Annotated in this window: 15 protein-coding genes; 4 read left to right on the forward strand and 11 right to left on the reverse strand. The window is 62.6% G+C overall.

Annotated features, from left to right (window positions below; genetic code table 11):
* Positions 1-83: 83 nt before the first annotated feature.
* The 7 genes from CFB52_RS28695 to CFB52_RS28725 form a co-directional block, all read right to left on the reverse strand.
* Positions 84-845, reverse strand: coding sequence for an SDR family oxidoreductase (locus CFB52_RS28695; protein ID WP_050012423.1), 762 nt, complete (start codon positions 843-845; stop codon positions 84-86).
* Between the two features lie 56 nt (positions 846-901).
* Positions 902-1,702 carry an SDR family oxidoreductase gene (locus CFB52_RS28700; protein WP_099318123.1) on the reverse strand — a complete coding sequence of 267 codons (801 nt, stop codon included), beginning with the start codon at positions 1,700-1,702 and terminating at the stop codon, positions 902-904.
* 295 nt (positions 1,703-1,997) lie between these two features.
* Positions 1,998-2,759 (reverse strand): glycine betaine ABC transporter substrate-binding protein, encoded by a 762-nt coding sequence (locus tag CFB52_RS28705; protein WP_099318125.1) that lies wholly within the window; start codon positions 2,757-2,759, stop codon positions 1,998-2,000.
* Positions 2,760-2,787: 28 nt separating this feature from the next.
* A complete protein-coding gene (locus CFB52_RS28710; RefSeq protein WP_059581387.1) occupies positions 2,788-3,711 on the reverse strand; it encodes a DMT family transporter in 924 nt (307 codons plus the stop codon).
* Between the two features lie 90 nt (positions 3,712-3,801).
* Positions 3,802-4,455, reverse strand: coding sequence for an oxygen-insensitive NAD(P)H nitroreductase (gene nfsB / locus CFB52_RS28715; RefSeq protein ID WP_059581384.1), 654 nt, complete (start codon positions 4,453-4,455; stop codon positions 3,802-3,804).
* Positions 4,456-4,491: 36 nt separating this feature from the next.
* Entirely contained in the window at positions 4,492-5,715 is a 1,224-nt protein-coding gene (locus tag CFB52_RS28720; RefSeq protein ID WP_099318127.1) for an L-dopachrome tautomerase-related protein, read from the reverse strand.
* Positions 5,716-5,777: 62 nt separating this feature from the next.
* A complete protein-coding gene (locus CFB52_RS28725; RefSeq protein WP_059581379.1) occupies positions 5,778-6,785 on the reverse strand; it encodes a zinc-binding alcohol dehydrogenase family protein in 1,008 nt (335 codons plus the stop codon).
* 140 nt (positions 6,786-6,925) lie between these two features.
* Here CFB52_RS28725 and CFB52_RS28730 point away from each other — a divergent pair, with 140 nt between their 5' ends.
* The gene (locus CFB52_RS28730) at positions 6,926-7,858 is read left to right on the forward strand and encodes a LysR family transcriptional regulator (protein ID WP_059581376.1); all 933 of its coding nucleotides are present in this window, start codon (positions 6,926-6,928) and stop codon (positions 7,856-7,858) included.
* A gap of 469 nt (positions 7,859-8,327) precedes the next feature.
* Complete coding sequence (locus tag CFB52_RS28735) at positions 8,328-8,696, forward strand: BON domain-containing protein (protein ID WP_099318129.1); 369 nt, start codon at positions 8,328-8,330, stop codon at positions 8,694-8,696.
* On the opposite strand, the gene CFB52_RS34440 is transcribed toward CFB52_RS28735, so the two are convergent.
* Positions 8,662-8,976, reverse strand: coding sequence for a hypothetical protein (locus CFB52_RS34440; RefSeq protein ID WP_144029772.1), 315 nt, complete (start codon positions 8,974-8,976; stop codon positions 8,662-8,664). The genes CFB52_RS28735 and CFB52_RS34440 overlap by 35 nt on opposite strands.
* A 225-nt stretch (positions 8,977-9,201) precedes the next feature.
* Here CFB52_RS34440 and CFB52_RS28740 point away from each other — a divergent pair, with 225 nt between their 5' ends.
* Positions 9,202-9,738 (forward strand): carboxymuconolactone decarboxylase family protein, encoded by a 537-nt coding sequence (locus CFB52_RS28740; protein WP_059581370.1) that lies wholly within the window; start codon positions 9,202-9,204, stop codon positions 9,736-9,738.
* A gap of 225 nt (positions 9,739-9,963) precedes the next feature.
* Positions 9,964-10,251 carry a putative quinol monooxygenase gene (locus tag CFB52_RS28745; RefSeq protein ID WP_060317923.1) on the forward strand — a complete coding sequence of 96 codons (288 nt, stop codon included), beginning with the start codon at positions 9,964-9,966 and terminating at the stop codon, positions 10,249-10,251.
* Between the two features lie 211 nt (positions 10,252-10,462).
* Here the strand turns inward: CFB52_RS28745 and CFB52_RS28750 are convergent, their stop codons facing one another.
* The 3 genes from CFB52_RS28750 to CFB52_RS28760 all read right to left on the reverse strand — a co-directional run bounded on the left by CFB52_RS28750 (position 10,463) and on the right by CFB52_RS28760 (position 13,393).
* Complete coding sequence (locus CFB52_RS28750; protein ID WP_257220701.1) at positions 10,463-11,698, reverse strand: MFS transporter; 1,236 nt, start codon at positions 11,696-11,698, stop codon at positions 10,463-10,465.
* A 145-nt stretch (positions 11,699-11,843) separates the two neighbouring features.
* Positions 11,844-12,704: an N-acyl homoserine lactonase family protein gene (locus tag CFB52_RS28755; protein WP_059581364.1), complete on the reverse strand. Its 861-nt coding sequence runs from the start codon at positions 12,702-12,704 to the stop codon at positions 11,844-11,846.
* Between the two features lie 140 nt (positions 12,705-12,844).
* Positions 12,845-13,393 (reverse strand): TetR/AcrR family transcriptional regulator, encoded by a 549-nt coding sequence (locus CFB52_RS28760; RefSeq protein WP_099318133.1) that lies wholly within the window; start codon positions 13,391-13,393, stop codon positions 12,845-12,847.
* Positions 13,394-13,446 lie beyond the last annotated feature (53 nt).

A 13,446-nucleotide genomic window follows, 5' to 3' on the forward strand; every position in this document is an offset into this window, starting at 1 on the left:
TTGTCGTTCGGTGAGTGATCGAATTGCGGGGGGCGGAAGGCGGCGTCGCAGGGCCACCCTCCGGAGTCCTTCTTCGCGGCGGCTCAGGCTACCGGAATGGGGTTCTCGACGAGCGCCTGATTGAACTGATCGACGAACGCATACTCGTCGGGGCCGACGTTGTTACGCAGCGGCTGCGCCATCTCGACCACGACTTCCGTCGTCGCGGTTTCGAGACGCTGGATCGTCTCGGCGATGAAGGCGTCCAGCGGCATTGCTCGCGGATCACCGCTCTTGTGGATCAGATCCGTGTCGACCCACGGCGGGGCGATTTCCAGCACGCGGACACTCGTATTGCGCAACGCAAAGCGTTGCGACATCGTGTACGAATGAATGGCCGCCTTCGTCGCGGAGTAGAGCGCCGTGGCGGCAAGCGGGACGAATGCCAGTACGGAGCTGTTGTTGATGATGAACGACTCGGGTTGCGCCTTCAGATGTTCGACGAGCGCGGCGCTGACACGCACCGGCCCGAGCAGGTTCGTGTTCACGAGCCGGACGGCTTGCGCGTCGTCCAGCGCACCGCCGGCGTCATCGAACGGCATGATGCCCGCGTTGTTGATCACGACGTTCAGCGTCGGATAGTCCGCGATCAGCTGTCGCGCGACACGCTCGATCTGCGTGGGATCGCCGACGTCCAGCTCCACGGTGTCGATACCCGGATTGGCCCGAGCGATCTCGTCCAGCAACGCCTTGCGACGCCCCGCGACAATGACCTTGTTGCCACGCTTGTGAAGGTTTTCTGCGAAAGCGCGGCCGATACCCGACGTGCCGCCGGTGATGAAGACAGTGTTTCCGGTGAGTTTCATGATCGGAGTTCCTTTGAATGGACGACTGGAGCGGTTGCGAAAAAGGTTTGCTGCGTTTATTGCGCGACGGCGTAACGCGCCGCGGGGGTATTGCTCGAGAGATGGGGAATCATCACGCGGCGGGCGGCGTCGTATGCGGCCCATTCTTCTCCTGCGTGCAGGGATGGAATCGTGACGAGTTCCTGACGGTCGAAGCCGGTCAGCGCTGCGTCGACCATGTCGGAAGCCGACATGACGATCTCCTTCGGGAGGTTGTCCAGCGGGAGCCCGCCAATCTCCCAGAATTCCGTCGCCGTCGCGCCCGGGAGAACGGCCTGAACCTGCACGCCCTTGTCTGCCAGTTCGTGATGAAGGGACTGCGTGAACGCGAGCGTGAATGCCTTGCTTCCGCCATACACGCCGTTCAGCAGCTCGGGCCCGATCGCAACGATGGACGAGATGTTGATGATCGCGCCGTGGCCGCGAGCGACGAAGCCGGGCGCTGCTGCATAGGTGAGACGCGTCAGCGCCGTGACGTTGAGATCGATCATGCGCGTCATTGCGTCGACGTCGCTTTCGAGCAGCGGCTTATGCGTGCCGACACCGGCATTGTTCACGAGCAGCGTGATGCTCGCGTCCGTGCGCAGCTTCGCTTCGATGGCCGCCAGCGCGCGCGAATCGCCGAGGTCCGCGGCGATCGCTTCGACACTGCGTTGCGTGTCGTCGGTAATGCGCTTCGCAAATGCGTCGAGCCGATCCTTGTTGCGTGCAACGAGAATCAGATCGAACCCGCGGCGTGCGAGTCGTTCGGCATAGACCGCACCGATACCCGACGATGCGCCCGTGATCAGTGCGGTGCCTTTGTGTGCTTGCGTCATGATGTTGTTCCGTCGATGGTTACGAAGTGAATGACATCTGCCGGGAAACGCCGAGCCGGTTGCGTCATCTCGGCCGGCTCGTTTCAGTCTTCTGTTTCTCGGCGATTGCGATGTAGTGCGATGCAGTTTATTGGCGAGGCGACGTGTCGATCAATGCGCTCCGCCCATAAAGTCATTTCACTTACTCCGAATATTCGTTCGCGCGAACTGCATAACGGCCGTCGACGTTCGCGGCGGTTTCGGTCGATACGCGTCGTCTACGCGTTCGTCACCGACGGTGCTCGCCCGTGGCGCCTCAGGTCGTTCGCGGCGAGCCGGTGCGTGAGAGGACATGGTCCAGACGGCTCGTTTCCCGGTTGCCGAGGCTGAGAGTGCGCAGTTCGGACAATGCGGCCAACGGGATCGCGTCAAGCGACGAATTTCTGACGATCAACGTGGCGTCGTCCGTGCCGCCGAGCAGACCCTTCGGGTCCTTGAGTTCGCGGATGGTGTATTGCTCGTGAAGATACTGTGGAGTCCAAAGCGGAACCACCACCCACCGGCGCGCGGCGACGGCCTCCTCGAAGGCGCGTACGCAATCGTCGAGCGTGCCGTTTTCGAAGTGATACCCTGCGTCCGCCAGGCCGTACTGCGCGACGATTTCGCGGGAAAATCTGCTGATGCCCGCGCCGGGATTGATGCCCTGAATCCGCTTCACCATCCGTGACGCCACATCCGGCCGTTTCAGATCGGAGATGGAGCTCACCGCGCTTTCGGGCACATAGTCGGGTACGCCCCACAATGCATATGGCCGGTAAAGGACGGTGATCTTGTGCACGTCCTGCTCGAACGGAGCGAGGTAGAGACTATGACTGCTCGGGAGCCACGCGCTGCTCAGCATGTCGGCTCGCCCTTCCCGCAGAATCCGGAAGGCTTCTTCGTGCGGTGCGAATATTTCGTCGACCGTTACGCCATGCTCGTTCAATATCCGCCGCACGACGCCGGAGGCCGCGCGATGGAACGACAGGTCGATGGTAACGAGCGTGAGTCTGGGTTGAGTCGGGTCGAGATCGACCATGGCATTCTCCTGGTTCAGACGATCAAGGTCAGCGTGATGCGATAGAGAGCGCGATGCCGGCCACGATGAGAACGACGCTTGCCGCAAGCCCCATCGTGAGATGCTCGTGAAGAAAGAGGACCGACGTCATGAGGCCGACGACGGGAACGCCTAACATCGCCGTCGCCATGCTCGTGCTCGACATGCGCGTGTTGGCGGCATTCACCGCGCAAAAGCAAAATGCCGTTGCAATCGGACCGATGTAGATCAGCGCCGACGTCAGGCTGAGGCTGCCGTCGCCCGTGTAGGGCCCCTCGAGCACTCTGGCAAGCACGGCGAGCGGTACGGCGGCAACGAGCATTTGCCAGGGCGCGAGCACGTAGGCGCTCGACGCGCTGCGGAAATGCCGGAGATGAAGAATGCAGACCGCCCAGCACAGCGACGCGCCGAGCAGCATGACGTGCGCGACAACGGCCTGACGATCGTGCCAGTCGACATCGAGCGGATTGAAAAGCAGCAGCACCCCGGCCACGCCAAGTGCCGTGCCGAATGCTTTACGCACGGACAGGTGCTCGCGAAATGCCAGCACCGACGCGGGCGTCACCCAGATCGGCGTCGTATAGGCGAGCACGGCGGAACGGCCGGCGCTCACGTGGTGCAGCGCGACGGCGCTCATCGCGGTGAACGCCAACATCTGAAGCAAGCCGACACTGGCGAGAAACGGCAGGTCGGCGCGCTTCGGCAAGCGCAGCGTCCCGGTCGCAGCTTGCACGACGAACAGGCACAGCGCCCCGGATGCGAACCGTGCTGCCGACAGCCACAGCGGTGTGACGTGCGCCAGGCCGAGCTTCATCGCCGGCCAGTTCGCGCCCCACAACAAAATCGCCGCGCCCAATAACAGCGCACCGCCATATCTGGACGAGGGCACGGTCGCGGTGCGGCCGTGCGTGTCCATCCGAATCAACTCGGACATGATGACGCTCCTCGAAGTCGTGCAGCCGAGCGTGCGCGAAACGGTAGCTCGGAACGCTTGCCGCGCGGGCGGCAAGCCTGCTTCGGGTGATCAAATGAATGTGAATATCCGTTCGCGCGGCAGCCGCGATTTGGGCAGATCCGCGTTGAAGTCGTCGCCGCTGCGAAAACCCAGGGACACGATGACGACGCTCGTCAGGCCTCGTTCGCGCAGGCCGAGGCTTGCATCGAGCGCGCGGCTGTCGAACCCTTCCATCGGCGTTGCATCGACGCCGAGGACCGCCGCGCCGAGCAGCAGGCCGCCCAGCGCCAGATAGACCTGCTTTTCCATCCATTGCGGCGTATCGCGCAGCTCGTATTTGTGCATGTCGACGTACGAGCGGCGGCTCTTGTTCTGCGCGGCGCGCATTTCGGCGGTCTTGAATCGACCATCCACCGATTCGCGCTCCAGAATGGCCTGAAGGTGTTCGTCGTCCATGTCGGTCCGCATGCACATCGCGATGACGTGCGATGCATTGACGACCTTGGCCTCGTTGTACGCGTAGGCGCCCGTTGTGGCGGCCGCGATGCGCGCGCGGCCTTCCGGTGTCGCGGCCACCACGAAATGCCACGGTTGGGAATTCACCGAGGACGGCGACTGGTGAAGCAGCGACAGCAATGTTTCGACCTGCGCGGCGGGAAGCGACTTGCCGCCCTCGAAGGCTTTGACGGTATGGCGGGCATGAATGGCGTCGGCGAGATTCATGTGCGGGACTCCGGTTGTCGGCGATGGCGAAAGGGATTAACGGGTCGGTGCGGGACCTGCGCCGATGCGTACGCGGAACAATGCGTACGGCTTCTGGCGCTCGTCCTTGCCGCCGTGGAATACCGGTTGGCGGTGAAGCTGGTTCGCGGTGAAGTAGAGGTAACCGTCCGGACCGACCGACAGCGTGTCGGGCCACAGCACGCGCGGATCGTGCAGGATCGTCTGCCATTCGCCGCCCGGCTCGAGCTTGCGAATCGAGTTGTGCTCGTAATCGCCGGCATAGACATTGCCGTTCGCGTCGCTGGCAAGACCGTCGGACGCTCCTTTCTCCCCGAGATCCTTCACCGCGGCCGCCAGTTGCGCGTCGCTGATCGACGGATCGCGCAGCATCGCGGTCGGAATCGAGTAGAGATGGCGGCTCGACAGCGGGCAGTAGTAGAGGGTCTGGCCGTCCGTGGAGAGCGCGATGCCGTCGGACGCCACGGAAAAGGGCTTGGTGGTCCCGTTCGGGTCGCGGACTTTCAACGACTGGCCTTCGACGACCGGGACGAAGCGAGGATCCGCCGACGTCGACACGTCGCCGGTCAGGCGGCGCATCGCCTTTCCGCTGTCGAGGTCGATCACGATCAGGCCGCCGATGCCCGACAGCGAGGAGTCGGTCACGTAAGCGACTCCGGCCTTTCCGATGCGAAAATCGAAGCGCATGTCGTTCACATAGGTCTGGGCGCGCATCACGTTCGCGGGGAACACGATCGTCTTGACGACGCGGTTGGTTGCGAGATCGATGGCGACGAGCTTCGCGCCGCCCGCGACCGGCTCCGAAAAATTCGGTGCGGCGGTATCCAGAACCCAGAGCTTGCCGTGACCGTCGGCAACGACGCTTTGGACACTCAGGAAGTGCGTGGACGGGTGCGCCGCATCGGCATGGTTGATCTCGGCGTTTGGATAGGCGACGACGCGGCCGTCACGCAACTCGCCAACGGTGAAAGGCACGGCGTCGCCCCAGCGCGGGAAATTGACGAAAATCCGGCCGTTCTCGGCAACCGTCACGCCGGTGGGCATCGGGCCGGAAAAGGTGGCCACCGTGTCCATCGCGCCGATGGTGCGGTCGGTCGCCTGAACCGCCGGCGCCGTTGCCGGCGCGGACGGTTGCGCCAACACCTGGTTGACCAGCAGCGTGAAACTCAAGCCGGCTGCCAGTGCGGTTGCGGTCCGGCGGAGGGAGGTGAATCTCGTGATGCGTCGATGCGGGAAGTGCATGTTTGTTCTCCGGTCTTGTCCAGCATGTTCGGAATGGCGATACAGGGCGTCGTCGGCGTGCGTCAGAAGCCTTCCAGCACGATCTTTCCTCGCGCGCGACCGCTCTCGATGAGGGCATGGGCGCGCCGGAGATTTTCGGCATTGACGGTTCCGAAGTGATCGGCCATGGTCGTGCGCAACGTACCGTCGTCGATGAGGGTGGAGACGCGATCGAGGATTTCGTGCTGCCTGACCATGTCCGCGGTTTCGAACAGCGATCGTGTGAACATGAGTTCCCAATGAAGCGAAATCGACTTGCGTTTGAGCGGCATCGCGTCCAGCGTGTCGGGGTCGTCGATCACGGCAAGTCGGCCCTGCGGCGCCAGCGCCTCGACGAGCTGCGCGTAATGGACGTCCGTCTGAGTGAGGCTGGCGACGTAGCGCACTTGCGGGGCGCCGATGCGGCGCAGCCCCTCGAGTAGCGGCTGCGTATGGTCGATGACGTCGTGTGCACCGAGCGCTTGCGCCCATGCGCGCGTTTCGGGGCGAGACGCCGTCCCGATTACACGCAACCCCGTCAGTTGACGCGCCAGTTGCGTCAGCATGGAGCCGACGCCGCCGGCCGCACCGACGATCAGCAATGCATCGCCGGCACCGGCGCCCTCGGCGATCCCGAGGCGATCAAAGAGCAGTTCCCACGCCGTCAGCGACGTAAGCGGCAACGCTGCCGCTTGAGCATCGGAGAGCGTCGCGGGCTTGCGGCCTGCGATACGCTCGTCGACCAGAACATATTGCGCATACGCGCCGGGCCGGGCGATCGAGCCCGCGAAGAAAACCTTGTCTCCCGGAGCGAACATGGAAACGTTGCTTCCGATTGCCTCGACGGTTCCGACGGCGTCCCATCCCAGGATCCGCGGCTGCTCGGTGGGCGACCCCATACGAACCTTCGTGTCGACGGGATTGACGGCGATCGCGTCGACCTTGACCAGCAAGTCGCGCGGCTCGGCTTCGGGCTTGGACACCTCGGCATCGAGAAGGGACTCGGGATGGTCCGCGGGCAGGCCATGCTGTGTATAGACAACCGCTTTCATGGATGAACTCCGAATGATGGTTGAGTGGCGCCGGGCTGCTCGCTGCAGACCGGGCGCCAGCGTGTGAGTGAAATACTGCTCGACCTCGACTGCGGGAAAAACGCGTTACATTAGGGAGGACTTTCACTCCAGGAATGAAAATGGTGCGGCTCGAGGACCTTCAACTATTCGTGAGAGCCGCGGCGCTCGGCAGCTTCTCGAATGCGGCGAGGGAAGCCGATCTGCTGCCAGGGCAAGTGAGCGCCGCGATTCAAAGGCTCGAGCGCGAGCTGGATACCCGTCTCTTTGCACGCTCCACCCGAAGCCTGAAACTCACCGCGGAAGGCGAGCAGTACCTGCCCTATGCGGAGGAAGTGCTTTCCATGGTTCACGAGGGGCGTGAGCGGTTGCACGGAGGAAAGCACGCGTTGCAAGGTACGTTGCGAATCGCCGCACCGTCGGATATCGGACGCAATGCATTGCTTTCCTGGCTCGGCGTGTTCCGCGATGCGCATCCGAAGCTGGTGCTGAAGCTTTCGTTGTCCGACTACGTGACCGACGTATTTCGCGATCCGGTGGACGTGGCTATCCGCTATGGCGCGCCGGAGGCCGCAAGCTACGTCGCGCTTCCGCTCGCCGAAAGCAATCGAAGAGTGCTCGTCGCCGCTCCGGAATACGTGAAACGGCACGGCGCGCCTGCGTCGCTCGACGAGCTCGTTTTGCACGACTGTTTGCCCTACGTGCTCGGTGGGCGTGTCTACGATCGCTGGCTGTTCCCCGCAAGCGGCGTGAGGCGGCAGGTCACGGTGAAGGGTGTGCTGCTGTGCGACGATGCCGAAATCGCGCGGCGCTGGGCTGTCGAGGGCAGGGGCATTGCCTACAAATCCTGGCTCGATGTCCATGACGACGTCAGAGCGGGGCGCCTGACAGTATTGCTGCCCGATCAGCGAGGCGAGGCGGCTCCGCTGAGCCTCGTGTGTCCGCATCGTCGCCAGTTCTCGCCGGCGGTCAGATACCTTCATGCGCACCTCCGCGAACGAATTTCGCCGATGATCGCCGCGATGCGCGACTACGTTGGCGACGCGATGGAGTAGCACGGCCTTTTTAGCCGCGCGAGCCGTGACGTGCGGAGGTGAATGGAGAACGACGCGCAACGGAGTATTCATCAGCTTCTCGGCTCCAATTCGGGACGCTGTCTGGTCCCCAGGTTTCGTTAACGTCCAGTCGCGATAGTCCACGGCAACCGGGTTCCCGCTGGCAGATCGCCCACGTTCGAGCGTCGTTCAGGCGCCTTTCGGGTCATCGGGCAACACATGCAGCCAGTTTGGCGTTTCGGAGTTGCCCGGAAAATCGTCTCGCCGTGTATTCGAGCTAGTCGAAAATAGTCAATGCACCTATGCGCAGGTATAGGTGGCTTGCGAGCATCGGTGCGGGAAGGCGAAGAACGCGCGTTGAAAGCTGTTTTCAGGGAGAGGCCATTGAGGTCGGCCCATTGTCTTCCTACCATTCACTCGGGTTTTATCCCTTGATAACTTTACGTTCACGTTGGTTAAGGAGAGTGTGATGAAGAAAACGATCGCGTCGATGCTGTATGTCAGCTATTTGGCCTTCGGTATTTCAGCCCATGCGGCGGAGCAGAATACCGCTCCGCCGCCGGAGCAGGTCGTCAGCCAGAAAGAAGTGACGAAGAGTGAAAAGAAGGCGCAACACGCGGCCGATCGCGCGCTGTCGCGGAAAATCGTATGGGCGCTGTCGAAAACGAAAGGATTGAATGCAATCAACGTGCGGGTGCTCGCTCGCCGGGGAGCCGTGACCCTGACCGGATACGTGCCCGACAGCGAACAAGTCCAGCTTGCCGGCGATAGCGCCGCGCGGGTCGCGGGCGTGACGTCCGTCGTCAACAATGTGGTACCGGGTGAACCGGGCCGTTGATTGCCTTCACCGGAGGCCGACGCGCGCGTACCGATGCGTTCGCGCGTCGCTCGGTGTTCGCGGCGGCTCGCAGGCCGAGTTCCGATTTTGAATGTTGCATGGCGCCATGCATGGAAAACGGGTGTGTTCGTCGCGCCGAAATAACGTCCTTTTTGCCGGGTAATTGGTGGGTCGATATCGCGCCGACACGTTCATGACGTGCCTGAAAATGAATGATCTGCAGGCGAAACGGGCCGGCCCCGATGTTGACGAGCAAAGTCAGTTTTTCGGTAAATCGCATTCAAATTCAAGCAGCGAATTTTTATGATGACAACTGCTGCGATTAAATCGGGTCGTGGGTTTTCGATGTCGATAATTGTCGTGCGCGTTGCGTGACCCGACCTATTCGGCATTTGGCGCGGTTATCCGGCAGTAAAACCAGGGGCGCGGGCTCCGACTCGTCATCGTCGCTATCCTGCCGGCCGTTTCCGGTCGGTACTTCGTTATCCAACTCGTTGAGAGATATATGACACGCTTGACTACCCTGAAGCCGTCGGAAGCTACCGGCGAAACCGCAGCTGTGTTCGGTCAGATCAAGGCCGCACTTGGGAAGGTCCCGAACGCCTACGCGACCATCGGCACGCACAGCCCGGCCGGTCTTTCGGCCATGTTGAACGTCGATGCGGCGATCGCGGCAAGTTCTCTGGATCAGGCCGACATTGAAACGGTGCGCCTTGCGGTAAGCGCGCTGTCCGGTTGCGACTATTGCCTGGCCGCTCATACGATGCTCGGCAGGATGTCGGGTCTCACGCCGGAGGTGATGAAGAATATCCGCGCCGGTCGCGCGTCGGGGGAGGCCCGGCGTGATGCGCTGCTCTCGTTCGTGCGATCGATCGCGACGACGCGCGATACCGTGCCCCAGGGCGTGCTGGAGGCGGTGCTGGACGCGGGGTATACCGAGCGGCAGGTCATCGAGATCATCCTGGTCATGACATCGATCACCTTCACCAACCTGGTGAACCGCGTGAACGACACTACGCTGGACTTTCCGGCAGTCGACTGAACGTGTCGGGCGTCGGCTCGACTGACGGCCAATGCCCGGTGTCGTTCCGGAACGCCACACAGCGCCCGTCGGGCGCTGTGTGCATTGACGCTCGCGAAGCAGTTGGAAGACTGAATGAGCGACGGGGCGCCATGCGGACGAACCGATCCGTCCGATCGTGTCGTCGTACTGGCGTGTCAAACGAAAGCAGATGCTCGAAAGATCCCTTTACGATGGAGAATGAAAATGTCAAAGCAGTTTGTCGTTGCCACGATTACCGCGGATCCGCAACACGCGAAGGCGGTGGAAGCGGCGTTGTTGGCGGCCGTACCGGCCGTCCGGACCGAGGATGGGTGCGAGCAGTATGAGCTGCATCGCGACCGCGAGGCGGCTCATCGCTTTACGATGATCGAGCGATGGCGGGACGAACGTGCGCTGAAGGTCCACGGCGAAGCACCGGCGTTCCAGAACCTGGCGCGCGAACTCGCGGGCAAGGCGACGCTCGATGTCGTGCTGCTCGAGAAACTGATCTAGGCGAACCGAAATCATTCTGGAACAAGCCGGCGGCCGGATCGATTTCCGGCCGCCGTTATTTTTCGTTCGTTCGATCGAGGCCGGACGTCGCGTGCGCGACGTCGATCATCGAACGAGCAGCGCGAGTACGGGCGCGACGAGTGCGGTCAGGACGCCGTTCATTCCGATGGCCTGCTCGCGTATCCGCGGGCCGGTGCTTGTCTCGATCGCGTCATGATTGAAGCGATTCCCGACACCCGGCCGCGCAGGTCTTCGCGTTGACCGACGCACGGGACACGAGCAGGCTGCCGGTCGCCAGCGCGAGAAACGCCAGTGAACTGCCGATCGACCCTGTCAAACCGAACGCGGGATACACCCACCCCGCGACGGCGGAGCCGACGCCGATGCCGCAAAACACGAAGGATGCGGTCAAGGCCAACGCAATGCCCCGCCATTGCGGTACGAGTTCGACGATGCGCCGTTGCTGTGAAGGCCACAGCAGGTCGGTCGCGAACGCCCACGCCGTCAGTGCGACAAAAAGCAGGTGCAGGCTCGGGGGCGTGAACCAGAGAAACACCAGGTCCACTGCAAGCAGGGCGAGGCCGGCGAGCAGCATCGTTTCCGCGCTATGGCGCCGCGCGGCGCGCGTCACGAACAGGTTGCCCGCGACGCCGGCTACGCCGAGCACCACGAGCGAAGTCGACACCATGTCGGCGCCTGCGTGGAATACGTCGCGAATGATGGGTGCGATAAAAGCGTACGTCGAATAGACGCCGGCCGCGATGAAGAACACGACCAGAAATGCACTGAGCGTAGCGGTGCGCGTCAGAAGAGAGACCATCGTCGCGAATTCGATGTTCTCGCCCCTGCTCGTGTCGGGTACGGCCCATACGATGAGCGCGGCGGTCACGGCGCCGGCGAGCCCGATGGCGACGAAGAGCGATCGTGCGCCCCATGCGTGCGCGATCCATGCGGACAGCGGCATGCCGACCAGGCCGGCGACGCTCAAGCCGAGCAGCACGGTGGCAATCGCGCTGCCCTGCTGGTCGCGCTCGACGAGGCTCGAACCCAAGGCGCCGAGCACGGGGCCGATGAAACCCGCGCCGAGCCCCATCAGCACGCGCGACAGCAGCAGCACGGGATAATTCGGCGCGGCCGCCAGCAGGAGGGCAGCCGTACTGAACAGCGCCAAGCCGAGCAAAACCTGGCGACGGCGTCGCAGATGTCCAAAACCGACTTGCAGCAGCGGAGCGGCGAAAGCGAACGTCACACCGAACACGGTAACGAGGTAAACGCTTTGCGAATCGGCGAGCCCCCATTGACGCGATATCGAGTCGAGGCTGCCGACGACGGAGAGCGCGCCCGTCGCCTGTACGAAGTACGCGAGGCTGAGGGTGTGGAGTGCGCGCGCCGTCCGCGCGGAAAAGGGCGTAGTCATGAGAGAGTCCTTTCGAGGCTTGAGAAGCACGCGGCGCCGCAGACGAGACGGGCACGCACCGATCAACCGACTAGCTGCCGAGCGTGTGCAGAACCAGCGCGGCCGCGGCGTGGAATGCGCCCGCGGCGACAATCAACAGTCCGAGCGTTCGACGCAGAAGGCCGGGCATCTGGGTTCAACCCTGCGTCAATGGCGTGTAATTCGACGCCTTCGTGACGTCGGCCCGCGGGTTCGAGATGGCGTTTTCCATCAGGCCGACCACCTTCCCGCCGCTCACCAGCGCGGGCACGTCGTGGCTTGGCAGCAGGAAGCGGCTCGTTGCAAGCGCGCGCTTGATCGCGCGCTTCTCGTCGAGCGTCGACATCGCGCGGTTCGCGGTAATGGTGGGTTCGTGCGCGGCCTGGTCGAGGATCGGGTCGATCAACTGATCCTTCAGGTTGTAGGCGATGTCGCCGCAGATGTTGGCAATGCCTTCGTCGGTTTCGACGAGCACCGACAGCGAACCCGGCGTATGGCCACCGGAGAGACGGACCGCGACGCCAGGAATGACCTCTTCCTCGAACGTGCCGTCCACGTCGAACAGCCGGATTGCGCCGCGCGTATGCAGGCGGTCGATCAGATGCTTCGTATCGGCCGCGGTGTACATCAGCGGGCCCATGATCCCGGATGCCGCGAATTCCAGCTCGCGACGCGAGATACCGACTGTTGTCGTCATGGGAAATCGGTCGGTCATCCCGACGTGATCGATATGTGCGTGCGTATGGACGATGTGACGGATGTCGCTCATCTTCAGGCCGTGTTGAGCGAGGTGATACTCGATCGTCATCTCTGGCGTGACTTCGTAGGGCAGACCGAATTCAGCGTACTGCTCGACGCTGCGCGAACCCGTATCGACGAGCACGGGATGCGCGCCACCCGTGATCAGAAACCCGAGCACCGGTATCGTCACCTGCTTGCCGGGTTCGCGAAACAGGACGAGGCCGCTCGAATCGAGCGACATGTTGCCGAAGTTGATCGGGTGAATCTTCAAGCTCATGGCTGCTCTCCGCTGTAGATCGGTACTTTATTGAACCGATCGGTTCAGTATGATCAAGCGGGCGAGGTGGGGCCAATTAAAAAAACCAATCGGTTCAAAACGATTGGTCTATCGCGAAGCGGGCCGACCGCGGACGAGCGTCAGAGGAGGCGTAGCGCTTGCATGAATGCGCCGACGGCGTCGCCTTCGGCCTCGGCGGGCAAATTGCGCTCGATGCAATAGCCGGCAAAGAACACCGTCACGATCGTGGCGATGGTCGCGGCAGGCAGGTGATGAGGCTCGGCCTCGATATTTTCGATGATCTGCGGGATCAGCCGATGGTGATACGCGCCGACGACTTCGCGCACGCGGTCGGACAACGACGGGAATTCACGCAGCGAATTGACGGAGAAACAACCTACGCAGCCGTCGTCTTGCGCATCGCCCAGCCGCAGGAAGCGCTCGATGTTGCCGTAACTTTTCGGCTCCGCGGTAAGGATCTGCAGCGCCCCGCGATGTTCGTAGTAGTAGAGGAGGGTATGCATGAACAAGTCTTCCTTGTCCCCGAACTCCGCATAGAGCCCGGACTTGTTGACGCCCGACGCCCGTTCCAGCTGCTGGAGCGACGTGCCGGCGAAGCCGTACTTCCAAAAGAGCGGGAGGACCTTTTGCAACACGCCTTCTCGACTGAATTTTTTGGGTCTGCCCATGCCCATCACACCATGAGATGATTTGCAAACATTTTAAACCGAACGGTTTTTTT

It is taken from the genome of Burkholderia sp. AU18528, from assembly GCF_002223215.2.
Lineage (GTDB): Bacteria > Pseudomonadota > Gammaproteobacteria > Burkholderiales > Burkholderiaceae > Burkholderia > Burkholderia semiarida.

Bases quoted from the DNA above. Each gene is read 5' to 3' on its own strand.
- CFB52_RS28695 (WP_050012423.1), bottom strand. From the start codon at position 845: ATGAAACTCACCGGAAACACTGTCTTCATCACCGGCGGCACGTCGGGT.
- CFB52_RS28700 (WP_099318123.1), bottom strand. From the start codon at position 1,702: ATGACGCAAGCACACAAAGGCACCGCACTGATCACGGGCGCATCGTCG.
- CFB52_RS28705 (WP_099318125.1), bottom strand. From the start codon at position 2,759: ATGGTCGATCTCGACCCGACTCAACCCAGACTCACGCTCGTTACCATC.
- CFB52_RS28710 (WP_059581387.1), bottom strand. From the start codon at position 3,711: ATGTCCGAGTTGATTCGGATGGACACGCACGGCCGCACCGCGACCGTG.
- nfsB (WP_059581384.1), bottom strand. From the start codon at position 4,455: ATGAATCTCGCCGACGCCATTCATGCCCGCCATACCGTCAAAGCCTTC.
- CFB52_RS28720 (WP_099318127.1), bottom strand. From the start codon at position 5,715: ATGCACTTCCCGCATCGACGCATCACGAGATTCACCTCCCTCCGCCGG.
- CFB52_RS28725 (WP_059581379.1), bottom strand. From the start codon at position 6,785: ATGAAAGCGGTTGTCTATACACAGCATGGCCTGCCCGCGGACCATCCC.
- CFB52_RS28730 (WP_059581376.1), top strand. From the start codon at position 6,926: ATGGTGCGGCTCGAGGACCTTCAACTATTCGTGAGAGCCGCGGCGCTC.
- CFB52_RS28735 (WP_099318129.1), top strand. From the start codon at position 8,328: ATGAAGAAAACGATCGCGTCGATGCTGTATGTCAGCTATTTGGCCTTC.
- CFB52_RS34440 (WP_144029772.1), bottom strand. From the start codon at position 8,976: ATGCGATTTACCGAAAAACTGACTTTGCTCGTCAACATCGGGGCCGGC.
- CFB52_RS28740 (WP_059581370.1), top strand. From the start codon at position 9,202: ATGACACGCTTGACTACCCTGAAGCCGTCGGAAGCTACCGGCGAAACC.
- CFB52_RS28745 (WP_060317923.1), top strand. From the start codon at position 9,964: ATGTCAAAGCAGTTTGTCGTTGCCACGATTACCGCGGATCCGCAACAC.
- CFB52_RS28755 (WP_059581364.1), bottom strand. From the start codon at position 12,704: ATGAGCTTGAAGATTCACCCGATCAACTTCGGCAACATGTCGCTCGAT.
- CFB52_RS28760 (WP_099318133.1), bottom strand. From the start codon at position 13,393: ATGGGCAGACCCAAAAAATTCAGTCGAGAAGGCGTGTTGCAAAAGGTC.